The following is a 26,268-nucleotide window of genomic DNA, read 5'->3' as shown; positions in this document are numbered from 1 at the left end:
GTCCTTCTCGCTGAACGTTCTAACGCAGTAGTCCATTCTCGTACGCGTGCGCGACAATCTGCACCCGAGAGGTGAGTGACAGCTTCGCAAGAATGCTGCGGATATGGCTCTTCACTGTCGTCTCGCCGATGTACGCGGTTTGCGCGATCTCTGCGTTGCTCAGCCCTCGCGCTGCCAACAAGAAAACTTCCTTTTCGCGCACCGAGAGAACATCGATTGCTTCGGCGACGCGCTCGCGCTGCACGGATGATGTTTGCGCTCGGATGAGGTCTACCGTGTCACTCGCAGCGATCACCGACTGCCCGGCGCGCACAGCCCGAATGGCGGCCAGAACGAACTCGGGAGTCGCCTCCTTCACCAAGAATCCCTCGGCACCTGCCTGAATCGCGCGAACCACCGCCTGATCACGCTGGAAAGTCGTCAGCATGATGATCTTCGGGCCCAGTCGGGGTGCTGACCCTTCACTCCCTTCGCGTTCTGCCGCGGTCTCGGCGAGCGCGCTCATGATGCGCGACGTCGCCTCGATGCCGTCGAGGAGCGGCATCCGAATGTCCATCAACAGAACGTCCGGGTTCACCTCGTGAGCCAACGCAACGGCCGCTTCGCCGTCGTAGGCGGCACCCACGAACGTGAGGTCGTCCTGTGACTCAATCAGCATCTGGATGCCCGAGCAGAACAACTGGTGATCGTCAGCTATCGCAACACGAATGGGGCTCATTGAGCGGCCACCTCGTCTGCGACCAGCGGCTTCTCGTAGCGTTCCCCGTCACCCGGGTTCTCCTCGCTGGTTGAGGGAATGAACGCGGTAACGAGATAGACATCGCTCTCATCAGCGGCACCCGTCGTGAGCCACCCGCCCGCTAACCGTGCACGCTCGCGCATTCCGTACAGACCCCGAGTCGTGCGCGGAGCAGCCTCCGCGACGGCATCGGCGACCGCCGGAGCACCTGTCGAAGAAACGCTCAACGCCAAACCCGGCCCGCGCCAGTCCAGGGTGATGCGTGCCGCTGGTTCCCGCCCGGCATGCTTCAGAGCATTGGTCAGAGCTTCTTGAACGATTCTGTACACGGCGAGCTGTTGGCCAGGCGTCAGCGGTCGCGGGTACCCAAAACTCTCGATCGTGGCAGCAAGCCCGGCCCCGCGCATCCGCTCAACCAGCTCGTCGAGGCTCTCGATCGTCGGGTTCGAATGGCCCTCTGGCTCAGACACCAGCGACTCGATAAGAATGCGCACCTCCGAGAGCGACGAGCGCGCTGAACCCGCGATCCGCTCCAATGACTCTCCCATCGCATCGGGCCGCTTGGCGCCGATAAACCGAGCACCGTCAGCTTGCGCGATGATCACCGCGAGCGAGTGAGCCATGATGTCGTGCACATCTTGGGCGATACGGTCGCGCTCACGCGACACGATGAGGTCGATTTCAGCAGAGTGGAGTTCCTCGACGGTGGATTCAAATTTGAGGGCAATTGCTCGCCGAAGACGGGAAGACCCCAAAGCGAATCCAAGCGACCAGGTGACCACAGTGAAAGCGCTGAAGTAGGCAGCCAACACGATGGCTGTCTTATCGGCGGGGATTGAGGGCGTCCCCACCCACGCACCCCACCCGTAACCGTCGGAGAGCGCCGGCACGGACAACAACACTGCAACCATGATCGCGTAGGAAATGCTCACGGGAAGAACCAACCAGCGGATATTACCTGCTGCGCAAGTGCTGACGATTAAGCACGTGATCAGAATGGACAGGTATACGGGCCACGAGTTGTCATTAAATCGAGCGGCCGGCTCCACGAGCTGCAGGAGGATGACAGCCCCGGGAATCGTAGTTGCCAGCCAAGGCAGCCGTCGCGCGACCCCGATCGACACCGCGAGCACCGCGACAACTAAAGGAAACAGCGGCAACGGCGCATTGCCGATGCGGCCGCTCTCGGCGATCATCCAGAGCACGAAAAACACGACGGCGATGACTGGTTCAAGCAGCCAACGATATTTGCGAAGAATGATGAGCATGCGGCAATGCTAGGTGCGCGGCTCGGAGCGAACCCCACGAATTGGCGGAGTTCATCCCAATGGAGGAGGAAGGCCGCCTCTAGGGCGGAGATGGGAACGCACGAAGCTGTGGAGTGCTGAGCGTCGAGAACGACCGGCATCCACAGCCGCGCCTTCGGGCTACCCGGCCACGAGCACCGTCCAGGTGTCTCCGCCATCGAATGACTCGACGAGTCCGCGCTCATCGATCAGAGCGATGCGGTCGCCCTCGGCCCCGACGGTGAGCGCGAACGCGGTCCCCTGCACCGAGCCTCGGGCAGACCATCCCTCGTCCTCAGACGAACGCACCCAGACGGTGCCCTCAACATCCACTCCCACGAGCATTCCGGGTGCATTTGCTGCGGCCGCAAGCAAATACAGCAGCGGTGCATCCGCAGTCAGAACGAACGACTGCCCGGAATTCTCGCTCACCGCCAGACCGTCGGGCGTAGTGGCATATAGTCTCTCAGCGCTGCTCGGGTCAGCGACGAGTGAATAGGCTTCAATGCTCGCACCGGCGCTCCAGGTCACCCCGCCATCTGTGCTCGCCGACAGCGGCGCACCGTCGGATGACAATCCGTACAGCTGGCTGGGGTCATTCTGGTTGACAGTGAGCGAGTGGAAATCTGTCGCCCCGGCTAGCGAGACGCTCGCCCATGACTCCCCCGCATCCGTACTCGAGAGCAGCCCCAGGTTCGGCCCCTCAAAGGTGCTGGAGCTAGAACTCGGATGCCCGGAAACGAAATACTGATCGCCCGCCGCCGCGAAGCCCATCGCATCAAACGGCTCTCCGCCGAGAGGGCCGCGCAACTCGCCGGCAGCATCCACGCGGTAAATACCCGAATGGCTCGCGACAAGTACGTTGTCGTTCGAGTCGATTCCTAAGCCATGCACGTGCTCGAAAACGTTTAGCGCTGACGGCGTAGTGTCGGCACCGGCGATCGGCGCTGGAGAAGCGCACCCGGCCAAGGCAATCGCGACAATGGATGCGCTGGCTGCGAGGGGGATGGCATTCTTCTTGATTCTGTTCTTCACTGTGTTCCTTCTCATTCCTACTCATAGCGGCGGCGCCCCGAGAGGTGCCGAAAAGATCTCGGCTAAGCCGACATCCCGCCGATTAGGTGCGGTTGATAGAAAGCGCGTGAAGCGAAGGTGTGATGGCGCCCGTGACGGGGCCAGCGTTGTGAGCGTTCGGGGACAGCAACGGAGCAGCAACCGCCCACTGCGCCCGGAACGATGCAAGCGCAACGACACCGGTCAACGCAGCGACCGGCGTGCACTCCGCCATTGACATCGACGAATCGGAGTCGCTGGGGCAGGGGCAATGCTCGACGCTCGAGGGTTCCGAGTCGTGCGATGCTGCGGCGGATTGGGCGATAGTGTGGCCGGTCATGGCCGGAGCCGCATCCGCTGCGACCGAGTGCATGGCGACAAGCGCCACTATCGCCAGCAGCGCCGCGATCACCAGAAGGGCAGCACGAAGCGATTGAACAACGTTCGTCGCCTGCTGCGTCACGGTCACCCTCCCTGCCTTACGTCCCACTGATCGTAATCGACGGCGCACTCTCGCTAGCTGGGCGATAGCCGATAACGAAGACGGGCTGCGCTTCTCAGCGCCGAGCTTCTGAACCCAGATGATAGGTCAGCGCCTGCCGCACGCACTCACGCAACTCATCGGCAGGGATGCTGTCGCCAACATTGAAGAGCACCGCGCGGTCGCCCTCATACGCGAAGGTATCGCCGAACTGGGCCCGGAAGTCGCTGACTAAGTTCGTGCTGCAGATAAAGAACATCGCATAGTCGTGTGCGGATTTCGCGTTCGTTGGTGCGATGCGAATCGTGCTGCCGCTGCGCGTCTCCTTCGTGAGGTACGCCGGCTCGCCCCACTTCAGGGTTTCGGTGATCGCACCAACACCGTCAGCCTCGGATGCCGTGGCCAGGATCAGCTCACGAAGCGTGAGCAGTTCGGCGCGCATCGGTTCCGGATAGTCGCTGAAAGTTGCCGCCACCTCCGCCGGCATGGCCGTGCTGCTGGAGGCCGCCCCAGCACCGGCACTCGCAGCCGTACTCGTGTTCGTCTTCGCCGACTCACTCATGTTTCGACGCTACCGCTTCTCCTGACGGCGCACCATCTCCGCAATCCACAGCGGAGCAAAGGGAGAGGTGCAGCCCCGCGGGGTGGGGTAGTCCTTCAGCACCTCGAGCCGTTCGCCAATCTCGAGCGCTCGCTCGCGCAGGTCGGCATGCTCAATTCCGATGTAGGCGAGGGTGTTGTTCATCTCCCACTGCAGTCGATCCGGCGCATCCTTCATCTCGGCATCAACAACGTCGAGCAGGCTGGGGAGATCGAGCCCGTCAGCCTTCTTGCGCACTCGCTCGGCAGTGAGCGCCCAGCCAGCGCTGCGCAGTCCGGCATCCGGGTCATCCGTCCACGCCACCCGCAACTCTTCGAAGTGGGGGCTCTTCTTGACGACATAGTTGATCAACCAGTCGCGCACCTTCGATGCCCTCGCCTGGCGCACCATGGCATCCAACTCGGCGGCAGTGAACTCTGTGGGCCGACAGATGAGCAATGCCAAGAGTTGCGCGGGGGTGTCATCCGTTTCCCACAATTCAACGGCGAGCGGATGCTGCGTTTTGAGACGCTTCGCAATCGTCCGCAGCTTGCTCAGATTCACCCCGTGGTCATCGCCATGCCGTTCGTTAACGGCGCGAACCTTGGGATCCTCGAGCGCCGCCAATTCAGCCATCACCTCAGCGGTTGCAGTGGTATTCATGCCCCGACGCTACTCCCCCCGCGCCTCCCGTGCGCGAGCACCGAGCACGGTCAGATCGAGGCCAGAAAACTCCACCAATGATTTAGTTGCTTAAGGTAAGCAATATGATTAGTCTCGCTAAGTGCTTAAGGAGATGAGACATGATTGACGAGACGGATGCCGCACGGCTACTTACCGGCATGGTCACGATCAGCCGCACCTTCCGCAAGGCCGGCCAACGCAGTCGCGAACGCAGTCTCGCCGGCACGAAGTACGGATTCTTGCGGTGCCTGATCGACTCTGATGCTCGACTCGGTGAACTCGCCACGCAGCTCGTTGTCTCAGCCCCTGTCGCTTCCCGCGCTGTCGAGGCGCTCGAAGCAGAAGAGCTCGTCGAACGCCGCCCTGACCCGAGCGATGCACGCGCGATCCTCATCTCCATCACCGAGCAGGGGCGCACGGCGGTGGCCGAAGGCAACAGCCACATCATCCGCAATTTTGCTACTGCTCTCGACGACTGGTCTCCCCAAGAAGCCGAGCGGGCCATCAGCCTGCTCAGCGTGCTCAACGAGCGTTTGGCTGACGTGCTTGAACCCTCCGAAACTCCGGCCGACGCTGAAGCCAGCGCCATGCCCGACTCTGCTACACCGACCGACACACTCACCACTCACGACGAAGACGAGAACAACGAATGACAGCCCCCGCACGCGCCGCGGCGCAATCGCCAGACCAGCCCGGCGCGCCAGTGACCTACACCCACCGCGAAATTCTGCAGGTGATGACCGGCCTTCTCGCCGCTCTCTTCACCGCCATGATTTCCACCACGATCGTGTCGACCGCGCTGCCGACCATCATCGCCGAACTCGACGGAACCCAGCGCCAATACACCTGGGTCATCACCTCAAGCCTGCTGGCCATGACGATCACGACCCCGATCTGGGGAAAGCTGTCTGACCTGTACAACAAGAAGATGCTGACTCAGCTGTCCATCGTCTTCTTCCTCGTCGGCTCGATCGCCGCCGGCTTCGCTGGCTCTATCGGCGTGCTGATGATCGCTCGCGCACTCCAAGGCATCGCGATGGGTGGCCTCACTGCGCTCGTGCAGTCGATCATGGGATCGATCATTGCGCCGCGCGAACGTGGACGCTACGCCGGCTACATGGGTGCCGTCATGGCCGTCGCCACGGTCTCCGGGCCACTCTTAGGCGGCATCATCACTGACTCGCTCGGATGGCGCTGGTGCTTCTTCGTCAGCCTTCCGTTGGCCATCATCGCTCTCATCGTTCTGCAGATGAAGCTTCACCTGCCCACCAACCCGCACGCCAAGACTCAGCTTGACTACCTCGGAGCCGTGCTCGTCTCCATTACCGCAGCCCTCCCGATGCTCTGGGTCACCTTCGCCGGCAACGACTACGACTGGATCTCCTGGCAGTCGGGCGTCTTCCTCGCCGCGTTCCTCATCGTCGGCTTCTTCGCTGTTGTTGTTGAACTGCGCGCGCCCACCCCGATGATTCCGTTGCGCCTACTCGGCAACTCGACCACCATCTGGATGATCGTCGCCAGCGTCGGCATCGGTGTCGGGATGTTCGGCTCGGGCATCTTCTTGACTCAGTACTTCCAGCTCGGCACAGGAGCTACCCCCACGCAGGCCGGCCTGATGACGATCCCGATGATCATTTCGCAACTGCTCTCGGCAACCATCGGTGGGCTCATCGTCAGCCGCATCGGTCGCTGGAAGCCCGTCATGCTCGTCGGCAGCGTCTTGCTGCTCGCCGGCCTCACGGGCCTCGGCACGATCACCCACGACACCGCCTACTGGACTGTCGTGATCTACATGGTGCTGATGGGCGTCGGTATCGGCGCACTCGTGCAGAACGTCGTGCTTGCGGTTCAGAACACCGTCGACGTGAAGGATGTCGGATCTGCCTCGGCTGCAATCGCGTTCTTCCGCTCGCTCGGCGGCGCCGTTGGCGTCACCGTCTTGGGTGCGGTGCTCACCAGCCACGTGAGCACCAACATCGTCGACGACCTGGCCGAGATCGGCGTTGACCCCAACGCGCTCTCGAACGGCTCCGGCGAAACCAGCCTCGACATCACTGGTCTGCCCGACGTCATCCAGACGGCATTCCACCATGCCTATGCGGATGCGTTCGGTTCCATCTTTATGATCGCCGCGCTGGTCACTGCCACCTCAGTGATCGCGATTGCCGTAGCGCGTGGCTCAGTGCTGCGCACCACGATCGGCATGGCTCCGCCCGCCGGAGTGACGGTCACCGAGGCCGGCGCCGAGACCCCCGCTGCCGACGCAGCGACGGACAGCGACACAGCCGGTGATGCAGCCGGTGAGGCATCCGAAGGTTCGACTGAACGAACTGATCGCCCCAGCACAGACTAACCCGCGCTGGCTCGCTTAGGGACTGGCTCGACGAACACTTCGCCAACACGGCGAGTGTGCGTCGGGCCAGTTCCGTTTAAAGTGTTGGCGCGCTAGGTGTGCGCGTTGCGGGTGCGGGCTAGCCGTGCGCGCTACGCGAGCTCACGGATGGCGGCGACGAACGCGTCGATGTCAGCAGCTTGGTGCGCGAAGGACACCACGATGCGCACGACACCAGGCTCCCAGCGGTTGGCGTAGAAACCGAAACCGCGATCGTGGAGAGCTTCGGTCAACTCGTCGGAGAAGACAGCGAAGAGGATGTTGCTGCCGGGTTCACTCGTGACCGTCACGCCCGCGACATCCGCGATTCCCGCACGAAGGCGCGCAGCCATCGCATTGGCTTGGCGCGCGTTGTCGAGCCACAGATCATCGGTGAGGTACGCGTCGAGCTGGGCGGCCTGGAACCGCATCTTGGAGGTGAGTTGGCCGCCGCGCTTGTGACGGAACGACAGTTCAGTCGCCAGCGTCGGGTCAAAGCAGACAATGGCATCCGCCGTCAGCGCGCCATTCTTGGTCGCTCCAAACGAGAGCATGTCGACGCCAAGCTTCCAGGTCATCTCGGCGGGGCTCACATCGAGGGCGACGAGCGCGTTGGCAAAGCGAGCACCATCCATGTGGACGCGAAGGCCAGCCTCACGTGCAATATCCGTCAACACGCGCAATTCGTCGATCGTGTACACGCTGCCGGTCTCGGTGACCTGCGTAATGCTGAGCACGGATGCCTGAACACTGTGCACGTCGCCGCGACCAGCCTTCACTGCGACCCGCAACTCGTCGGGGTCGATCTTGGAGTGCTCGCCCCCGAGCAACACAATCTTGGAGCCATCGGTAAAGAACTCGGGCGCACCGGCCTCATCGTTCTGAATGTGGCTGTCGGCGTGCGCGAGGATGCTGCCCCACGGTCGGGTGAGCGAAGCGAGGCCGATTCCGTTGGCCGCTGATCCGGTGCCGACCGCAAACACATCGAGATCGCACTCGAACGCTGCCGCCATCTTCGCGCGCATCTGAGCCGTGAGCGCATCGTTGCCATAGGGCGCAGCGGGGCCAGCGGATGCCGCGACAACGGCATCCAGAATCTGCGGTGAGGCGCCGGCAGCATTGTCACTCAGGTAGCCACGCAGGATGGAATCGGTCGGAGTCATGGCAGCTTTCTGAAACGAGAAATAGGGAATGCCAATCGGATGCGCCTCGGGCCCTGGGCCTCGAACGCTACTAGACCGAATCGCCACCGCAGAAAGCGAATCAGTCGAGTGTTCGGCAACGATCAGCACTGCTCCGAGCCACTCTTAGTCGATGATATCTCGCGGCGAGTGGTGCCGGATAGCGGCTCCCTCTCGTGGTCGGTTGTGTGCAGCTTTATTGCGTCGAACGCAATGACGCGACGCCCCTTTGAGGGCTATGGTGCGTCGCTCCAGCCCGGTACTCTTGAAACATGAGTATTTTTGCAGCAGTGAGCAACGGTGGGCCCGACGGGTCGGCAGCGTTCGCGGTCGTCTTCATGATGATCTTTTGGTTCGCCTACATCGGATTCTTCGTCGTGCTGGGGCTCGCCTCGGCCGTGGTGTCCGTGCTCGCACTCGTGTCGATCTATCGCAATCGCTCCACACTGCGGGGCATCGAGCTCGCCGCGTGGGTTGCAATCTCGCTCGCCATTACGATCGCTGGCCCCCTCTGCTGGTTCCTCATCGGGCGCCGCAAGATGCTGGATGATGCGCGCGCAGAAGAGCAGCCGACACCCGCTTGAGCAGCGAATGTTACGAACAACACAATTGCTCGAATGAGGCCTCGACAGATTCGCTCGCAAGGAGTTGAATCTTAGTGAGCACCACCCGCACAGCAGCGGGACGCAACCCTGCAGTGTCTGAGGTCTTCAATAGTGTGAACTCGAAGGAGTAAAAAACTATGACGATAGCCGCGCCCCGGCCGACCGAAAGTTCAACAGACCGAGCACGCCCCACCGTCGTGTGGACCCCCATTCAAGCTGGTCTCTGGGTCGGCAATGCCGCCGGAGAATTCGCTGGAATGATCGAGCGGAGTTCGGCGGGTGAATTCTTCATTACCGATCACCGCGCCAAGCCGCTCGGCACCTGCTCCACACTCGATGAAGCACAAGCGCGCCACAACCGGCAGTTCCTGCTCATCAACGCCGAACGCCGCGACTAAGCCGATCGCTCGGCTGCGCAGCTGTGCGGTGGCTGTGTTCCTCGCCCCGCTATTGATATTAGAACTTGCGCATGTGATTATATTCGTATGAGCGCAGACATTTCGGACTGGTCAGACCCCAGCGATGATTACGTTTCAGTCGCTGTCGAAATCTTCTCCCTGCTCGCCGATGCCACCCGCTTTCGCATCGTGCTCGCCCTCCGCGAAGGAGAACTGGCCGTCGGGGAGATCGCGGAACGCGTCTCCAAGCCGCAAGCCACCGTGTCTCAACACCTCGCAAAACTGCGCATGAGCCGAGTCGTCACCACGCGCCACGAAGGTGCCCGCGTCTACTACCGGCTCAGTAACGATCACGCACTCGAACTCATCCGCGTCGCCGTGTTCCAAGCGGAGCACGCCGTAGACGACACCCTGCGCCACAGCCACCACGCGCCCGAACCTGCAGTTACCAGCGCACACGCCAGCGGAGTGCACTGATGGGCGCCGGGCACGACCACGCCGCGGGCACCTCCAACCGCACTCGGCTACTGATCGCCTTCATCATTACCGTCGGCGTTGTCATAGCCCAAGCGATTGGGGCAATCATCACGGGCAGCCTCGCGCTGCTCGTCGACACCGCCCACATGCTCACCGACTCTGCCGGCCTCCTCATGGCGTTGCTCGCTGCTGGCCTTATGCAACGTCCAGCCACTAGCAAGCACTCCTGGGGGCTCAAGCGCACTGAAGTGCTGAGCGCTATGGCGCAATCGAGCCTGCTCTTCGCCGTCGGAATCTACGCTCTCGTTGAAGGCGTGCGCCGCCTCTTTGACCCACCCGAGATTCAGCCGACCGGCTTGCTGGTTTTCGGAATCATTGGCCTCGTCGCCAACCTCATCGCCATGATCGTGCTGACCGGTGGACGCAACTCCAACCTCAACATGAAGGCAGCGTTCCTCGAAGTCGTGAACGATGCGCTCGGCTCTGTCGGCGTCATCATCAGCGCAATCGTGATCGCCCTCTTCGGTTGGTATCAGGCGGATGCCGTGGTCGGCATCCTCATCGCTCTCCTGATCGTGCCGCGCACCATCATCCTGCTCAAAGCGAGCCTCGGCGTGCTGCTGGAATCCACGCCCAAGGGCATCGACCCCGAAGCAGTGCGTGCCCACATCTTGGCCATGGAGCACGTCACTGCAGTGCACGACCTGCACATCACACGCATTTCCTCCGACCTGCCCGTGCTCACGGCGCACGTCATTGTTGGCGATGCGTGCTTCCGCGACGGTCACGCCGCCGAGATGCTGCCAGCGCTACAAAAATGCGTCGCCGAACACTTCGAGCTCAGCATCGAACACTCAACATTCCAGATCGAGCCAGAAAGCAACATCGACGAAGAACACGTGCACCACCACTAGGTCTGACCGAGCGGACTAGCTATTTGGTTCGTGCGGTCACAATCGACGCAATCAAGTCAGCCTGCGACAGCGAACGCTCGACGACAGCGGGAAGGTGTTCCTTCAACGACGCCGCGACAGTTTCGCGCGAGTCAGCAAGCTGCTCGAACCGAACAATAAGCGACGCCAGCTCAGCCTCGCTGTGCGGCATCGCCCACTCTTCAGCGCCGAACATTTCCAAGACCTCTTGATACTTGTGGCTCCACCCAATCACGAGGGTGGGAACAGTCATCGCGAGTGCCGACACCATGGCGTGAAAACGGCTGGCTACGAAAAGGTCGCATTCGCCGATGATGTAGCGAAGTTGTTGCGACGGAAGCTCGTCATCCACAAACAGAAGGTTAGGGTTCGCGCCCACTCGTTCGAAGATTTCGCGGCACAGGGGCAGGTCGTTGTTATGCGTCTTAGACGCATCGTCGCGCGCGCTGTGCGGCAGCAGCGCAACCTTGCGGCCTGACTCCAGAAGATGACTGATGAAGGATGCGGTCTGACCGATGTAGTCACCGTCGCGAGCATCCACCTTCTTTTGCAACACCACGCTGGGCGATACGCCCACTACGGTGCCCGACTCGAAGAAGCTCATGTCGAATTTCTTCGCCACGGCGGCGGCTTCGGTGCCATCAAGTTGAAGGGAGAATGCGTAGTCCGCACCGGCGTAAAGGTTCTTCAGGCCAAGGCCCTCGGCGAACTCATGCGTCTTTGCACCACGCGTCACGATCGTATTGACCCTGGGCAAGAAGAAGCGAGCAGCCCGGCGGTTGATGGGGTTCTTGAATGGCCCAATTGCTTGGGCACATTTGAACACCGGCGTCTTCACGAACATCGCCGGAAGGATCGACGCCACGTTGTAGAGCAAGAACTTCTCGCGGCCGTCTGTGAACGTGATGCCGCCCTGATCGAGCAGCACCTGCGAGCGAACCAAGGCACCGATTGCCTTGGAGTTCTTGCGAATCACCGGGCGGAGCGGGGGAAGGATGCGGTAGAGCAGTGCGAGCGAGTTGATCGCGACGCCCAGCTGCGCCGGCTTCGCGGCAACAATCTCAAGGTTCTTGTAGGTGTTTTGAGCGCGATCCTCTTCGGGATACATGCTCAAGAGAGTGAAGGTAACTCCGGGCAGCCGCGGTTCCAGAGTCTGGATCGCGCTCTCCAGCATTGCCGAAGCGCCCTTGTTGCCCGCTAGTGCGGACCCAATGATGGTGACGTGGGGAGCGGTCACTTTCCAGCCTCTCGTTTCAGCTTGGCTTGGGTATAGCCCGGACCAAACTCAATTCGTTTCGTGCGCTCCATAGAGTCCTCGAGCAGGATGCGGTTGATCCGCATCAAGTCGGCAAGCAAGCCAAGCGCGAAGGCCAATAGTCCACCAACGAGGAGCGCCGCTCCCAAAATGAGCGACTGGATATGGTCGCCAGCCGTGCCAGACAACCAGAGAATCAGATAGCGCACGAAGGGGATGAGCGACGCAACGGTGAGCCCGGTGCCCAGCGGCAGGAAGAACGCCAAAGGACGGAACATGAGGTAGCTGCGAATAATGGCTCGCGCAGATTCGCCCACGTGCTGCCACATCGACGAGAACAAACGCGATTCGCGTGTCTTGGCGTTCGTCTCAACCGGAACGCTTGCGAGCCGCATGCGCTTGTGGCCGGCCTGGATGATCGTTTCCATGCAGTAGCTGAACTCGGTGACGACGTTGAGTCGAAGGAGCGATTCACGCGAGTAAGCGCGGAATCCGCTCGCGGCATCCGGAACATCGGTGCCTGCAGCCATGTTGACCACGCGGCTTCCGAAACGCTGAAGAAGGCGCTTGAACGGTGAGAAGTGCGCGATGGTTGCCGTTTGACGGTCACCGATCGCAATGTCTGCGGTTCCATTCATCAAGGGAGCGATGAGATCGGGGATGCGGTTCTGGGGGTACTGGTTGTCACCGTCGGTGTTCACCACGATGTCGGCACCCTGAGCGAGCGCATAGCTGACGCCATCGGAGAACGACCGGGCCAAGCCACGGTTGCCGGGATGACGCACAAAGTGAGTGACCCCGTGCTCTTTCGCCACCTCAATGGTGCGATCAGTCGAGCCGTCGTCAATCACCAAGATGTGTAGCTCGTCTACTCCGTCGATGTGTTTCGGAATCGACTCGAGAACGAGAGGCAACGTGTGCTCTTCATTCAGGCAAGGGATTTGAACGAAAACTTTCACGAGAAAATCATCTCCAAGTGCAAAAAGGTCGCAAGACGGACCTTAGGTTGAGGCGGCAAAGCAGAAAGTTGGTGAGGGAACATTAAGAGCCCTGAACGAGTTTAGGCGGTAAACGCTTAAGCGACAGCGTGAGCGCCGCATAGAACAGCGCAACAAAGGCATCGGCGATGGTGCTGAGCAGACGAGAAAGCAACGCAAGAATGACAGCCTGCGCTGGGGTCATGTACTGCAGAGCGAAGAGGAAGATCACCGCTTCGCGAACGCCAAGCCCGCTCGGCACGAAGACCGCCAAAATGCCGATCGCGCCCGCGAGAACGTACGTTGCTCCCAACGGAAGCCACGAGGCGGGCGTGAGATCGAGGAACGAGGCGGCAACCAAGACGAAGCCGACACCATTGATGATGCGCGGTGCCACGAACGCAACGAGATACCCACCCACTGCGCGGGGCGGCAAGAAGTACTCCCGCGGCAGATCTTGCTTGAGCACTCGACGCGCCCCGAAGTTGAGCACGGGATGAAAGAGTCTGCGGTCAAGAACGACGAGCAACGGGATGAGGGCGAGCATCGGAAGCAGAAGCGTGACCGGGTTGTCTTGAAAGATCACCAGCCCGACGCTGACAAGCAGGATTGCGGCACTCGGAACGATCGATGAAACCTGGAGGAACACATTCTCGTAAATGAACGAGATCACCATGATGCTGCGGCTGATCCCCCGCTTCTTTCCCCAAATCACCTTGTTCAGAAGAGAACCAACCTGGCCGGGAACGTATTTGAGAAGCCACGACGCCGAATGCACGGCCATCGCTTCCCGCGGAGTCACCGCTGCTGACGCGCTCATCCGATTGACAATCGCACCCCAGAGCAACCCTGAGACCGGCACGGCAACAGCGAACAACACAATCGCGGCGACCATCAGCCAGTTGAACTGGAGCTTCTGCGCTTGCACTTCAGCCCAGTTGTCCGCCAGCGCGCGCCAAAACAGCACGGCAACGAGCGCGAGCACAATGACGGTGAGCCCATACCTCAGAAGGCGTTTGGGCAAGCGCGAAGGAACGGGCGTTGTCATCGCAACTGGTTATAGGAGCGGAACGTATCGAGTTCCTTCTTCTGCGAGTACGGCACGAGACCTTCGGGGTGCGCATAGCCGACCGCGATAAGCATGATCACACGATCGGTGACGTCAAGCCCCAGAGTCTTCTGCATTGTGGCTTCAAGCGGTTCGAAGTCGGGCCAGTTGATCACGCTCGAGCTGAGACCAAGGGTTTCGAGGCCATACATGAACGACATCGCAGCCAACGACGAGTCGATGTAAATCGCGTGGCGGTCTCTGGGGCTGAAGTAGCTCTCGAGCTTGCCGACAACGACGATGATCGTGGGAATGTTTTGCGCATAACCCGCGGCACCGAATGGCAACCCGGCGACCGTCTTCACCATTTCTGGGTCATCAAAGATTCGGAATTCGTAGGGAAGGCGGTTACAGGCTGTCGGAGACTGGCGCCCGATTACCAATGCCTTGTCAACGAGGTCGCGTGGAACCGGCTTCTCATCGAACCAGCGCACCGAACGTCGTTGCATCGCGAGCTCATGCAACTGCTCGTAGCTGACGCTGGAGAGGTTCTTCTTGACGTACGGAACCTTGTCGCTGGTCTGCGGCTGGTAAGCCAACTTCGCAAAACGGGCGCGCGCGGCATCCACAACAGGGTCGCTGCCGGTGCTGGCCCGGAAGTACTCCGCCAAGACGTTGTGGGCCCACTCCATTTCGCTCGACTCCATCGTGCTGGTGTCGGTTGCGCATTGCTGGGCCGCGAGCTCATAGAACTCGACCGTCTCGGTGATGTAGTCCCGCGCGAAGATATCGCGCCGTGGTCTCATGACGAGACCCTTTTCGAGGCGGTGGATGTTGCGGCGCAGCTCTACACGAGAGGTGCGGTCTTGGTTCTTGTTGCGGTAGTAGTTGCGACGCCCGCGGAGCACTCCTGCTTGCTCGCGGTTGAAGGCAAGAAAGCCGAACATGTAGAAGAAATGCGCAAGAATGCGGCTCGATCCGAACGTCTCGAGGAACACGCGATTGACGACCTCGTAGGTCTTTCGAATCCATGTGATCGCCAACAGATTTGTCGCGATAGTTTTGAGCTTCTTCAGCAAGTTCTCTCCGCACTTCAGAACGTAAAAAGGCGTCGTGCCCGCTCAACTGAGAGCAGGCGCGTCAACGCCGTAGTAACTATATCTGCTACGCCTTGTTAGCGACTGACGATGGCTTGGCTTGGGAAACCGTGGATGAGCGCCGCCACTGACCAACGCCGAGCGCGATAAGAACGTAGAACAACGCGACCGGAACGAGCTGGATCCACATTCTGTTGAGCGAGTCGCCGTCGCCGACGCGGTAGGCCGCATCCCTCAAGTACGCCAGCAAAAAACCAAGCGGAACGAAACTGGTGAGCGGGAAGCGGAGATTCACGCTGTTGGGCACCGCAATAAACGAAGCGACGACCAGAAGCACGGCGAGCAAGATCAGAGAGACTCCCCACGAGCCCGCGCCCATCACGACGTTCTGGAACGTTGCGGAAAGGCTCTCGCGAAGAATCAGAGGCTCCCGGAGTGCCAGCACGATCAGCGCCACCCACAAAAGAGTCTCGGCAAGAAGCAACAACATGCGGCCGCGCTTCATCAGAAGGTTCCACCGAAGCAACGGGATCGCCGCGAGCATCAGCACGCCAAACGCCAACAATCCCCACACAGAGAATTCAACCGACAGCCCGTCGGCACGATAGACAGCAGCCATAAACAGCTGCCAAGCGATCGTTGCCACACCCAGAATCGCAAGGAGGATCGACTTATGGAGCACGCTCACCGAGCGGTCGACGATCACCGGGAGAAGAACCAAGAACACCAAAATCGGTGACTCAGCGCGAACAAAAACAACCGCACCGATCGACAACGCCATCGCAGTGACGAGGGCCGTCTTGCTGACAGATTCAGTGGAGACGAGCATCCAGCCACCACCGACAATGACGAGCATCAGCAACGCAAAGAGAAGGTGCCCGTTGAGATAAAACGCATGAAAAACGAAACGGTTCATCGAGACGAGAAAGAGCACTCCCCCGACGATGAGCAACAAGAGCGCACGCTTGTTGAGTCGCGTCGCCAACGACTCCCACAACATCCACGACAGCAAAGCCAACACCAGCACTGAGATCAACGGAGTGATCGACTGCACGTAGTACTCGCCGCCAAGGTTGGCCGCGGCGTGCAGCTCGGGAACACCAATGAGTCGTTTGGGCAGCAGGCCGCTCGTCGCAATAGTGATGCTGTTGTTGGCGATGAGCGAGCCGTTGAGGAGGTACTGCAGGCTGTCGTAGGACCAAGCAACTTGAGGCAAGGCGCGAAACAGTGCAACCGCGGCAACGACGCCGGCGACGATGATTCCCGCCCACAGCGGTCGCACCGGCAGCACTGCTCCGCGGAATCGACGCCACAACCAGAGCGCGCTCGGAATCGCAGCGGTGAGAATCATCGTGAGTAACGGAGTGGTCGTGATCGGGGTTAGCACTTGGAGAGCACCGATGCAGAGGTACAGAGCTAGCCCGGCTACCGCGCCAAGGACGGGAACCCCCAGCCCACGCGCGCCAGCGACCTGGATGAGGGCAGAACCGCCCAACACCATCGACAGCAGAAAGACGACTTCGAGAATCATTCGCTCAGCCCACCGTTCGGCAACAAGCAGCTATCGGCGAAAACCAAAGCGTGATCTGTCTCGTCCATCAGATGACCGATGACGAGTTCGGAAGGGTCATCGCGGGAGCACTCGCCACGAATGTAGTACCAATTCTCTTCACTGTGTCCGTGGCCAGACGCTAGCCCTGTAGTCGTCGAGTAGACCGCTGGGCTAGCGAGCAACTCGTCGAGGCTCGTGACGTCGGCTAGCGATTCAGAGGCAAGAGAGAAAGAGTCAGCCCTGCCGTAACCCATCACAACAAATTGCAGCAGAGGGAAGATTTCAGCGTCGTCCGCAGAGAGCCGGATAACGGCATCCGGCTGGTGCTCGGAGAGAGCCCAGTACGGTCCGTAGATGTTCTTGACCGCGGTGTCTTGGCTCACAATCTCGACGATGTTAGAGCTGATATTGCGATTCACCGCCTGATAGTTCTGCGGGGCGACGGAGTCGATCGATTGAAACTGCACGACGTTCGCAAGAATCGCAATCGCAAGCACGCCGATCAGCGTTATCCGAGCAGTACCCATCACGGGTTAAGTATATAGAGGGCGTTGTGGAGGCTAGACCGCGCGCTGGCCCGGAATCGCCTCGAGCAGTTCCCGCGTGTACTCATGCTGCGGATTCGACATCACATCGTGGGCGGTGCCCGCTTCGAGCACCTTGCCCGAGCGCATCACGGCAATGTGGTCAGAGATCTGGCGGATGACGCCGAGGTCGTGCGAGATAAAGAGGTAACTGAGGCCGAACTGCACCTGAAGGTCGACCAACAGTTGCAGGATTTGCTCTTGCACCGAGACATCCAGAGCGGAGACGGGCTCATCGAGCACGATCAGTTCGGGGCCGATCGCAAGCGAACGCGCGATGGCGACGCGCTGGCGCTGGCCGCCCGAGAGTTCGGTGGGGCGACGCTGTGCGAGTGAGGGGCTGAGGCTCACGTGCTCTAGAAGCTCGCGCGCCATCTCAGCGCGGTGGGTGCGGTCGCCCACTCGGAACGCGCGCAAGGGCTCGGCGATGATCCGCTCAATCGACATCTTGGGGTCGAGCGAGCCGAACGGGTTTTGGTAGACGACCTGCACGCGGCGACGCAGTTGGCGCAGCGCCTCGCCCGAGAGCGAGGTGACATCGGTGCCGTCGAAGCTGACGGTGCCCGAATCGGCCGACGCGATACGAGCCGCGATGCGGGCGGTCGTCGTCTTGCCCGAACCCGACTCCCCCACGATCGAGAAGGTCGAGCCGCGAGGAACGACAAACGAGACATCGTCCACGGCGCGCAACACTTGCGAGCCTCCGCCTTGGCGGCGGAGAGCGAAGGTCTTGACCAGGTTCGAGACCTCAAGAATGTTGGTGGCTCCAGCGGCATCCGCCCCGCTGTCGGCAGCGGAAGCAGCGGCGCCGGATGCGGTGGCTGAGCCCGCAGGCTGCGCCGGGCGGGTGTGGGTGAATAGCTTTCCCGCGCTCGATTGCTGTTGTTCGCCGAGAGCCGTCAATGACGGGGTGAGGCGCCTGCTCGCCAACCCCGGAGCGGATTCCACGAGTTTCTTCGTGTACTCGTGGGTAGGGGCCGACAGCACCTGTGCGGTCGTGCCCTGCTCCACAATCTCACCATTGCTCATGACGGCGACATAGTCGGCACGGTCGGCGGCGACGGCAAGGTCGTGTGTAACGAGAACGACGGAGGTGTTGTGGCGGCGCACGAGTTCGTCGATGTTGTCGAGAACGTGACGCTGCACGGTCACGTCGAGGGCACTGGTCGGCTCGTCCGCAATAACGAGTTGAGGGTTGCAGGCCCACGCGATTCCGATGAGCACTCGCTGACGCATGCCTCCCGACAGTTCGTGCGGAAACTGCGTGGCGCGAGCCTCCGGATCCGGCAGCCCGACCTCGTCGAGGATGCGCACAGCTTCGGCTGCCGCTGCTGCTTTGTCGAGCTTGAGGTGCAGGCGCAGCGCTTCGGCAATCTGATCGCCGACGCGCATGAGCGGGTTGAGCGACTTGCTGGGGTCTTGCGGCACGAAGCCGATGCGGCCACCGCGAATGGAGCGCAGTTCGCGCTCCGACATCGGGCCGAGATCGCGCCCTTCGAACTCGATGGAGCCGCTGTCGATGCGGCCACCGGATGCCAGCCGCCGAATCAGCGCTTGCGAGGTCGTGCTTTTGCCCGAGCCCGATTCGCCGACGATCGCCACGATTTTGCCGCGCGGAACAACGAAGCTGATGCCACGCACCGCCGCCACCGAGCCGGAGCGGGTAGCGTACGAAACGTGCAAGTCACGCACGACGAGAATGTTGTCGTTGGCCGCCGTCTTGTCGTCTGTCTTCTGCTCGATCATTCGTCGCCTCCGATCGATCGCGCTACCCGGTTCACGGCGAGCACCACCACAAGAATTACGGCACCCGGAATGATGCTGAGGCCGGGGTTGGTCGCCACGTAGTCGCGACCGGCCGAGACAAGCGCGCCCCACTCGGGTGCGGGCGGCGGGGCGCCGAAGCCGAGGAAGGTGAGGGCCGAGACCGAGAGAATCGCGGTGCCCATTTCGAGCGCCGCCATCGCGATCACGGGGCGGGCGGCGTTAGGCAGCACGTGCTGCACGAGAATCGCGGGCGAGCGAACACCGAGGGTCCGGGCCGCTTCGACATACTCTTCGCTGCGGATGCGCAGCACTTGCGATCGCATGACGCGAGCGAAACTGCCCGCGGCTCCGAGGCCAACGCCGAGGGCGAGCGAGACCGGGCCGAAACCGAGACTGGCGACGACGATCAGGGCGAGCAGAACTCCGGGAACGGCGATCAGCACATCCACGAAGCGCATGATGATGAAATCAGTGCGCCCGCCGACAAAGCCAGAAATGAGGCCGACGACGGCACCCACAACAACGCCGACGACGACGGCGAGGGATGCCGAGAGCAGCGAGAGGGCTGCTCCATAGATGACGCGCGAGTAGAGGTCGCGGCCCAGGTTATCGGTACCGAACAGGTACTGAGCGCTCGGCGGCAGCAGGCGATCAGTGGCGACCGACTCGAAAGGATCGTGGGTCGCGAGCAACTGAGGTGCCAGAGAGGCCACGATCGCCAACGCAATAATGATGAGCCCGAGAACGAAGCCGGGCTTGCGCAGATTGGTCACTTCTGTGCCCCCAACCGTGCGCGCGAGGGAACGCCGCCACCGATTCTGGTGCGCGGGTCGATGAAGCCGTAGGCGACATCCACGAGCAAGTTGACGAGCGCATAGATCGCGCCCACCACCAGCACGACGCCCTGGATGACGTTGATGTCGCGAGCAAGCACGGCATTGACGGTCATGCGGCCGATTCCGTCGCGCGAGAAGACGGTCTCGACAACAGCGGTTCCGCCCGCCAAGTACCCGATGAGTAAACCGAGAATGGTGATGGAGGGCAGCATCGCGTTGCGCAGCAAGTGCTTCGTGAAGATGCGGCGCGGAGGTACACCCTTCGCGACGGCCGTAAAAACATAGGGACTGTTCTGGGCTTCGAGCACGGCAGAAGAGAAGACCTGGAAGAAGAGGGCGCCGACGGGCAGGGCGAGCGTGATCGCGGGCAGGATTGCGGCGTCGAAGCTGCGAGCGCCGGCGGAGGGCAACCAGCCGAGAGCGAAAGCGAAGACGCTGATCAGCAGCAGACCGCTCAAGAAGGCGGGCACCGCGATCCCGAATGGCGGAATCTGCAGCAGCAGTTGGCGCAGCCACGGCCACGGTGCTGCGTAGGCCAAGAAAGTGATGAGAACGGCGGATGTCACGCCGAAGAGCAGGGCGAGGGAGGCGATCTGCACGCTGAAGGGGAACGCTCGGGCAATCATCTCGGTCACGGGAACTCCGGTGGAGATGGAGACACCGAGGTCTCCCTGAGCCGCCGCGATGAGGTGGCCGAAGTACTGCTGCCAGAGTGTTCCGTCAAGCCCGTACTGCACCCGCAGGGCGTCGAGCTCGGCCGGATCGATGACCGTTGATGCGCCGCCCTTTGCTGCAAGGGCGGCGATCAACGGGTCACCGGGCAGGAAATGGACCAGCACGAAAACGAGCGTGTAGGTAGCCACGACAACGAACAGGAACTGTCCGATTTTGGGCAGCAGGTAGCTGGCCCAGGCTTTCACCTGTGTCATGACTGAGGCTCATTCATGCTGGTCACATCACCCCGTGAGAGTTATTCCGAAACGCTGACGTCGTACATGATCAGGCGCGACGACGAGTCGAAGGTCAGACCAGAAACGTTAGCGGTTGAGGCGTGCACCTGAGCAACTTCGAGAAGCGGGATCAGGTACGCACGGTCAATAATCATCTCCTGAATTTCGGCGATGAGTGCCGTGCGCTCGGCGGTGTCTGCCGTAGTGGCCTGCTCGGTGAGGAGCGACTCCAGTTCAGCGTCATCGATGATGGCCCACTTCGAGACGGCATCCTTCGAGAACGTGACCCGTAAAACGTCGGGGTCAGTGCGCGTGAGGCTGGCGCTCAAGAAGTCGTAGTCGCCGGTCGCGATGGCTCCGAAGAAGTCTCCGGCGGTCACAATGTTGAGCTGCAGGTCGATGCCAGCCTTAGCGAGCTGAATCTGAGTTGCCTCAAGAACATCCTGGCCGTAGAAGGCGGTAACGCTCATGGTGAGACGCTGGCCGTCCTTCTCGCGGATGCCGTCAGAGCCGACTACCCAACCGTTATCGTCGAGCAACGCGGTGGCTGCATCGAGGTCGTAGGCCATCGCGTCTTCCTGGCTGCTGTAGCCGGGAGTCGCGGAGCTGAGTGCGCTCGATGCGGGCTGCGACTGCGACGAACCGGTGAGTGCGGTGATTTCGGCACGGTCGGTGGCGAGCAGCATTGCCTTGCGCACGATCTCGTCGCTGACGACGGGGCGTGTGGTGTTGGGCACGAGGCTCGTGGGCATTCCGGGGTTTCCGCGAGCGTAGATGTTGTAGTCCGCGGTGTCGAAGCGGGTCTCGTCTACGGCAGGAAGGTCCTGGATGATGTCGAATTCGCCGGTCTGGAGTCCACCGGTGCGCACGCCTGCCTCAGGCGTGATCGGGAACGTGACGGTATCAACGAGTGCTTCACCGCTGTGGCCGCGAAGTTCGGATGCCCAGTCGTAGCCGACACGCTTGGCGATCACGACGGAGTCGTTAGCCACGTAAGAGTCGATCGTGAACGGGCCGGTGCCGACAACAGTCTGGCAGCGGTCTTCAGCGCTGAGTTCGGTGGTGGCGTCAGAGACGAGGCCGAGCGTGATGGTGCTTGCGCCCTGCAAGAACTGGGCGTTCGACGACTCGAAGTTCACGGTCACCGTGTTCTCGTCAACAGCGGTGCTGCCTTCGTAACCGGCGAGATACTGCGAAGCGAGGGATGCGGTGGAACCCATTTCGAAGAGAGCATCGAGGTTCTTGACCACGGTGTCTGCCGTCAGTGCGGTCTCATCGCTGAAGGTGACGTCATCGCGCAGTTCGAAAGTGAACTCGGTGAGGTCATCGTTGGTTTCCCAGCTCTCTGCGAGCCACGGCACGAGTTCACCGGTTTCAGCATCCTGATCAATGAGCGAGTCAACAACCTGGCGGCCAATGTTGAGCGCGGTGGTGAGGGTGACCTGCTGGGGGTCGAGGCACACGGGGTCGCCCGTGACTGCCATCGTGATATCCGTTTTGGGCGAAGCGGCTGGCCCTGCCGCGCAAGAGGCCAACAGGCCCAGTGCGGCAAGCGCTCCGATGGGGGCAATGCCCCAGCGAAGTACTCGGTTTTTCGGGGAGTTCATACTCGGTCCTTTCAGTGCTGTCGACGCAACGTGGTGAGCGTTGCGGTGGTACTGCGGAATGTGATGCGGATGCTGCGAGTGGTGCTGGTGCTGCACTTACTACTGGAGGTAGTCGTACTGGTAACGCGGGTGGTGCTGGTGACGCGATTACTGCGGGAGTTCTCCGAACACGACAACACCGCGCGAGACAACCGCGACGATGTTTTCGGTTCGAAGTTGAGTGATGTCTTCCCACGGACGACCCTTGAGCACGACGAAGTCAGCGCCCCATCCGGTCGCGAGGGTTCCGACCTTGTGTGCCAGGCCGATCGCGTCGGCGGCATCCGAGGTCGCGGACTGCAGCGCACGTTCGGCGCTCCATCCAAACATCTCGGCCATCAGACGCACTTCTTCCATCTGATCGCCGAATTTTACGAAGATGCCATTGGCATCAGTGCCGAGCACGAAGCGCACTCCGGCGCGACCTGCTGCAGCAAAGTTGGTGTTGCGCTCGAGCACAACGGCTTGCGCTTTTTCTTGCGCTTCGGCCGAGACAGGGATGCGAGCTTCGGCGATCACGTCGTTGATCATGAGCGTGGGAGCAACCGAGATGTTGCGCTCGAGCAGCGTTGGCCATTGCTCTTCGGTAATCCCAGTGCCGTGTTCGAGGGAGTCGACTCCGGCATCCAGAGCAATCTGGTTGCCCTCGGTGGAGTGACTGTGCGCTGCAACCTTGAGGCCGAGAGCGTGGGCTTCATCGAGGGTTGTCTCGATTTCGGCGGTGGTCTGGTTACGCCAGCCGACCTTGTCGCCGGTCGAAAGAACGCCGCCACTCGTGAAGATCTTGATGCCGTCAACACCGGCGCGAGCGTATTCGCGCACGAGCTTGCGGCACTCGTCTGGGCTGTCGGCGGTGGGCGTGCGGTGCGGGTAGTGCGGCGGGATGAAGAGATCGCCGTGGCCCGCCGTCATACCGACGGGGCCGTGCACAAGAATGCGCGGCCCCTGCTGAATGCCCTGATCGAAGGCGCGCTTGACGGCCAGTTGACGTCCGTCGCCGGCCAGATCGCGCAGCGTGGTCACGCCGTTGCGGGCTGCCTGATGGGCGTTCGCCGCGATGTGGAAGACCTGCTCTTCCCACGGCGTCATGAGCGGCCACGAAACCCAGTCGACCGTGTTCGGTCCGGCGTAGCCGCCGAGGTGAACGTGAGTGTCGATGAGGCCCGGGATCACGCTGTATTCGGATGTCGTGGTTGCGGCATCCGAATCGGTGGCCGTGCTGTCGGCGACGGTTTCTACCGCGTCGATCCGGTCACCTGTCCAGCTGAGGGAGCCAATGCCGTGTGTGGCCGTTCCATCCCATAGCGATATTCCCTCGATGCGCTGGGATATTTCGGTCACGAATGGCTCCTTCAACTTATGATTTGTACGACGCTAGCAGAAGAGTGGCACTTGTAAACAAGTGACAGTACTCTGAAACACAGCAGCGGACACGTCAAATGAGGCGCGCCACAAGCGCGACCATGCGCCGGTGTCGCGCCGCCTGAGAGGAATCAACGATGAAGGCCCTCTATAAGGACAAGGCCGGACCCGGCCTCATATTGGCCGAACGCCCCGAACCAACTCCTAGTCGCGGGGAGGTAAAAATCAGGGTCGCCCGCACCGGCATTTGTGGCACTGACCTGCATATTGAGTCGTGGGATGCGTGGGCCGCCGGCGCCATCAACGCTCCCCTGATTCCTGGCCACGAGTTCTCTGGCCACGTCGTGGAGCTCGGCGAAGGAGTCACTTCGGTCGAGATCGGCGCGCTCGTGTCGGGCGAAGGTCACGTCGTCTGCGGCCACTGTCGCAACTGCCGTGCCGGCCGTCGTCATCTCTGCAAATTCACTTCAAGCATTGGTGTAAACCGCGACGGTGCCTTTGCCGAATTCGTCGTCATTCCCGAACAGAACGTCTGGGCGCATCCCACCGATATCGACCCCGAGCTTGCTGCCATCTTTGACCCCCTCGGCAACGCCGTGCACACCGCACTGTCGTTCCCGATGGTTGGCGAAGACGTGCTCATTACCGGCGCCGGCCCCATCGGACTCATGGCCGCCAAGGTCGCGCGCCACATCGGCGCCCGCAACATTGTGATGACCGACGTGAACGAAGAGCGGCTGCAACTCGCCCGCGACATGGGCGTGAACCTCGCGATCAACGTGTCGACAACGCGCATCGCTGAAGCTCAAGAGCTGCTCGGCATGAAAGAGGGCTTCGATATCGGACTCGAAATGAGCGGTCACCCCACCGCCCTGCCCGAGATGATCAGCAACATGAACCAGGGCGGCCGCATCGCCATGCTCGGCCTGCCCGCCGAACCGATCGGCATCGACTGGGCCACCGTCGTGACCCACATGATCACCATCAAGGGCATCTACGGTCGTGAAATGTTCGAGACCTGGTACGCCATGAACGCCATGGTGCACACCGGTTTGGATGTCTCCGCCGTTGTCACCGACCGCTTCCCCGCTGAACAGTGGGAAGAAGCATTCGCGACCGCTCGCCGCGGAAATGGCGGCAAGGTCATCATCGACTGGTCGTAGCGCCCGTCGTCTTCGCTCACGGCCCCGCCACCCCACAACTTTCAGGAGCACATCATGTACGGAACAGTTCGCGACCAACTCAACGACACCCTGAGCGAGATCCGCTCCGCCGGCCTCTACAAGACCGAGCGCCAGCTCGACACGGCGCAGGCAGCGCATGTGGAAGCGGGCGGCAAGCCCGTTCTCAACTTCTGCGCCAACAACTACCTCGGCCTCGCCAACCACCCGCGTCTCGTGGCCGCCGCCAAGAACGCCCTCGACGACTGGGGCTTCGGCATGGCGAGCGTGCGCTTTATCTGCGGCACCCAGACCCAGCATGTTGAGCTCGAGAACCGGCTTTCGGCACTGCTGAGCATGGAGGCGACCATCCTGTTCCCCTCGTGCTTCGACGCCAATGGCGGCATCTTTGAGGTGCTGCTCGGCGCTGAGGATGCCGTGATTTCGGATGAGCTGAACCACGCGTCGATCATCGACGGCATCCGCCTCTCGAAGGCAGCCCGCTACCGCTACAAGAACCGCGACATGGCCGACCTCGAAGCGCAGCTGATTGCTGCGAAGGATGCCCGCCGTCGCCTCATCGTCACCGACGGCGTCTTCTCGATGGACGGCTACCTCGCCCCGCTCGAAGCTATCTGCGACCTCGCCGAGCAGTACGACGCGATGGTCATGGTCGATGATTCGCACGCTGTCGGCTTCGTCGGCGAGACCGGAGCCGGCACCCCAGAACACTGCGGCGTCTCCGACCGCGTCGACATCATCTCGGGCACGCTCGGCAAGGCGCTGGGCGGAGCATCCGGTGGTTACATCAGTGCCCACGCCGAGATCGTGGAATTGCTGCGCCAGCGTGCACGCCCCTACCTCTTCTCGAACGCCGTCGCCCCCTCCGTGGTTGCTGGCTCAATCGAAGCACTCAACCTCGTGGCCGAAGGCGCCGAGAGCCGCGCCAAGCTCAAGGCGAATGCGGAGCAGTTCCGCGCCGGAATGGCCGAGGCCGGGTTCACTCTGCTGCCGGGCGAGCATCCGATCATTCCGGTCATGTTCAGCGATGAGCACGAAGCAGTTGCCATGGCGGATGCCCTGCTCACGCTCGGCGTCTACGTGATCGCCTTCTCGTTCCCCGTCGTGCCGCTGGGAAAAGCTCGTATTCGCGTACAGTTGTCGGCTGGACACTCAAGCGAGGACATCAGCCGTTGCGTTGAGGCTTTTGTGGCCGCACGAGAGTCGATCGCCGCATAGGAGCGCAC

At 61.5% G+C, this 26,268-nt stretch carries 26 protein-coding genes; 8 read left to right on the top strand and 18 right to left on the bottom strand.

What is annotated here, in order from left to right; genetic code table 11:
- Positions 1-19: 19 nt before the first annotated feature.
- The 6 genes from ACWFSR_RS02065 to ACWFSR_RS02040 all read right to left on the bottom strand — a co-directional run bounded on the left by ACWFSR_RS02065 (position 20) and on the right by ACWFSR_RS02040 (position 4,802).
- Complete coding sequence (locus ACWFSR_RS02065) at positions 20-718, bottom strand: response regulator (protein WP_447522944.1); 699 nt, start codon at positions 716-718, stop codon at positions 20-22.
- Positions 715-2,007 carry a sensor histidine kinase gene (locus tag ACWFSR_RS02060; protein WP_447522943.1) on the bottom strand — a complete coding sequence of 431 codons (1,293 nt, stop codon included), beginning with the start codon at positions 2,005-2,007 and terminating at the stop codon, positions 715-717. The genes ACWFSR_RS02065 and ACWFSR_RS02060 overlap by 4 nt, the downstream gene beginning before the upstream one ends.
- A 159-nt stretch (positions 2,008-2,166) precedes the next feature.
- Positions 2,167-3,060, bottom strand: a complete 894-nt coding sequence (locus ACWFSR_RS02055) for a F510_1955 family glycosylhydrolase (RefSeq protein WP_447522942.1) — start codon at positions 3,058-3,060, stop codon at positions 2,167-2,169.
- Positions 3,061-3,142: 82 nt separating this feature from the next.
- Positions 3,143-3,547, bottom strand: a complete 405-nt coding sequence (locus tag ACWFSR_RS02050; RefSeq protein WP_307784156.1) for a DUF6153 family protein — start codon at positions 3,545-3,547, stop codon at positions 3,143-3,145.
- 88 nt (positions 3,548-3,635) lie between these two features.
- Positions 3,636-4,121 carry a DUF1801 domain-containing protein gene (locus ACWFSR_RS02045; protein ID WP_447522941.1) on the bottom strand — a complete coding sequence of 162 codons (486 nt, stop codon included), beginning with the start codon at positions 4,119-4,121 and terminating at the stop codon, positions 3,636-3,638.
- Between the two features lie 9 nt (positions 4,122-4,130).
- Positions 4,131-4,802, bottom strand: coding sequence for a DNA alkylation repair protein (locus ACWFSR_RS02040; RefSeq protein ID WP_447522940.1), 672 nt, complete (start codon positions 4,800-4,802; stop codon positions 4,131-4,133).
- A 140-nt stretch (positions 4,803-4,942) separates the two neighbouring features.
- Here ACWFSR_RS02040 and ACWFSR_RS02035 point away from each other — a divergent pair, with 140 nt between their 5' ends.
- Positions 4,943-5,476 (top strand): MarR family winged helix-turn-helix transcriptional regulator, encoded by a 534-nt coding sequence (locus ACWFSR_RS02035; protein WP_447522939.1) that lies wholly within the window; start codon positions 4,943-4,945, stop codon positions 5,474-5,476.
- Entirely contained in the window at positions 5,473-7,176 is a 1,704-nt protein-coding gene (locus ACWFSR_RS02030; RefSeq protein WP_447522938.1) for an MDR family MFS transporter, read from the top strand. Before ACWFSR_RS02035 ends, ACWFSR_RS02030 begins: the two co-directional genes overlap by 4 nt.
- Before the next feature lie 131 nt (positions 7,177-7,307).
- On the opposite strand, the gene ACWFSR_RS02025 is transcribed toward ACWFSR_RS02030, so the two are convergent.
- Complete coding sequence (locus ACWFSR_RS02025) at positions 7,308-8,357, bottom strand: threonine aldolase family protein (RefSeq protein WP_447522937.1); 1,050 nt, start codon at positions 8,355-8,357, stop codon at positions 7,308-7,310.
- 290 nt (positions 8,358-8,647) lie between these two features.
- Between ACWFSR_RS02025 and ACWFSR_RS02020 the strand changes: the two genes are divergently transcribed.
- The 4 genes from ACWFSR_RS02020 (at position 8,648) to ACWFSR_RS02005 (ending at position 10,769) form a co-directional block, all read left to right on the top strand.
- Complete coding sequence (locus ACWFSR_RS02020; protein WP_197108143.1) at positions 8,648-8,959, top strand: PLDc N-terminal domain-containing protein; 312 nt, start codon at positions 8,648-8,650, stop codon at positions 8,957-8,959.
- A gap of 158 nt (positions 8,960-9,117) precedes the next feature.
- On the top strand, positions 9,118-9,378 hold the full coding sequence (locus ACWFSR_RS02015) for a hypothetical protein (RefSeq protein ID WP_447522936.1): 261 nt from the start codon (positions 9,118-9,120) through the stop codon (positions 9,376-9,378).
- Positions 9,379-9,465: 87 nt separating this feature from the next.
- Entirely contained in the window at positions 9,466-9,855 is a 390-nt protein-coding gene (locus tag ACWFSR_RS02010) for an ArsR/SmtB family transcription factor (RefSeq protein ID WP_197108146.1), read from the top strand.
- Positions 9,855-10,769, top strand: coding sequence for a cation diffusion facilitator family transporter (locus tag ACWFSR_RS02005; protein WP_197108148.1), 915 nt, complete (start codon positions 9,855-9,857; stop codon positions 10,767-10,769). Before ACWFSR_RS02010 ends, ACWFSR_RS02005 begins: the two co-directional genes overlap by 1 nt.
- Before the next feature lie 19 nt (positions 10,770-10,788).
- Here the strand turns inward: ACWFSR_RS02005 and ACWFSR_RS02000 are convergent, their stop codons facing one another.
- The 11 genes from ACWFSR_RS02000 to ACWFSR_RS01950 all read right to left on the bottom strand — a co-directional run bounded on the left by ACWFSR_RS02000 (position 10,789) and on the right by ACWFSR_RS01950 (position 23,840).
- A complete protein-coding gene (locus tag ACWFSR_RS02000) occupies positions 10,789-12,024 on the bottom strand; it encodes a polysaccharide pyruvyl transferase family protein (protein ID WP_307784309.1) in 1,236 nt (411 codons plus the stop codon).
- Complete coding sequence (locus ACWFSR_RS01995; RefSeq protein ID WP_197108150.1) at positions 12,021-13,001, bottom strand: glycosyltransferase family 2 protein; 981 nt, start codon at positions 12,999-13,001, stop codon at positions 12,021-12,023. The genes ACWFSR_RS02000 and ACWFSR_RS01995 overlap by 4 nt, the downstream gene beginning before the upstream one ends.
- A gap of 82 nt (positions 13,002-13,083) precedes the next feature.
- The gene (locus tag ACWFSR_RS01990) at positions 13,084-14,067 is read right to left on the bottom strand and encodes a lysylphosphatidylglycerol synthase domain-containing protein (protein WP_197110467.1); all 984 of its coding nucleotides are present in this window, start codon (positions 14,065-14,067) and stop codon (positions 13,084-13,086) included.
- Positions 14,064-15,146, bottom strand: a complete 1,083-nt coding sequence (locus tag ACWFSR_RS01985) for a nitroreductase family protein (protein ID WP_197108160.1) — start codon at positions 15,144-15,146, stop codon at positions 14,064-14,066. The genes ACWFSR_RS01990 and ACWFSR_RS01985 overlap by 4 nt, the downstream gene beginning before the upstream one ends.
- Before the next feature lie 85 nt (positions 15,147-15,231).
- A complete protein-coding gene (locus tag ACWFSR_RS01980) occupies positions 15,232-16,695 on the bottom strand; it encodes a hypothetical protein (protein ID WP_447522935.1) in 1,464 nt (487 codons plus the stop codon).
- The gene (locus ACWFSR_RS01975) at positions 16,692-17,246 is read right to left on the bottom strand and encodes a hypothetical protein (protein ID WP_197110470.1); all 555 of its coding nucleotides are present in this window, start codon (positions 17,244-17,246) and stop codon (positions 16,692-16,694) included. The genes ACWFSR_RS01980 and ACWFSR_RS01975 overlap by 4 nt, the downstream gene beginning before the upstream one ends.
- A gap of 30 nt (positions 17,247-17,276) precedes the next feature.
- On the bottom strand, positions 17,277-19,046 hold the full coding sequence (locus ACWFSR_RS01970; protein ID WP_447522934.1) for a dipeptide ABC transporter ATP-binding protein: 1,770 nt from the start codon (positions 19,044-19,046) through the stop codon (positions 17,277-17,279).
- Complete coding sequence (locus tag ACWFSR_RS01965) at positions 19,043-19,840, bottom strand: ABC transporter permease (RefSeq protein ID WP_197108168.1); 798 nt, start codon at positions 19,838-19,840, stop codon at positions 19,043-19,045. Before ACWFSR_RS01965 ends, ACWFSR_RS01970 begins: the two co-directional genes overlap by 4 nt.
- The gene (locus ACWFSR_RS01960; RefSeq protein WP_447522933.1) at positions 19,837-20,832 is read right to left on the bottom strand and encodes an ABC transporter permease; all 996 of its coding nucleotides are present in this window, start codon (positions 20,830-20,832) and stop codon (positions 19,837-19,839) included. The genes ACWFSR_RS01965 and ACWFSR_RS01960 overlap by 4 nt, the downstream gene beginning before the upstream one ends.
- 41 nt (positions 20,833-20,873) lie before the next feature.
- Positions 20,874-22,460, bottom strand: coding sequence for an ABC transporter substrate-binding protein (locus tag ACWFSR_RS01955; RefSeq protein WP_447522932.1), 1,587 nt, complete (start codon positions 22,458-22,460; stop codon positions 20,874-20,876).
- A gap of 147 nt (positions 22,461-22,607) precedes the next feature.
- Positions 22,608-23,840: a metal-dependent hydrolase family protein gene (locus ACWFSR_RS01950; RefSeq protein WP_197108174.1), complete on the bottom strand. Its 1,233-nt coding sequence runs from the start codon at positions 23,838-23,840 to the stop codon at positions 22,608-22,610.
- A 158-nt stretch (positions 23,841-23,998) separates the two neighbouring features.
- Between ACWFSR_RS01950 and tdh the strand changes: the two genes are divergently transcribed.
- Together tdh and ACWFSR_RS01940 are read left to right on the top strand one after the other, a co-directional pair.
- Positions 23,999-25,024, top strand: a complete 1,026-nt coding sequence (gene tdh / locus ACWFSR_RS01945; RefSeq protein ID WP_197108176.1) for an L-threonine 3-dehydrogenase — start codon at positions 23,999-24,001, stop codon at positions 25,022-25,024.
- Positions 25,025-25,078: 54 nt separating this feature from the next.
- Positions 25,079-26,260: a glycine C-acetyltransferase gene (locus tag ACWFSR_RS01940; RefSeq protein WP_447522931.1), complete on the top strand. Its 1,182-nt coding sequence runs from the start codon at positions 25,079-25,081 to the stop codon at positions 26,258-26,260.
- Positions 26,261-26,268 lie beyond the last annotated feature (8 nt).

The organism is Salinibacterium sp. NYA9b, assembly GCF_976973725.1.
Note: the sequence above shows the minus strand (reverse complement) of the source record. Positions and strands in the feature narration are given on the sequence as shown.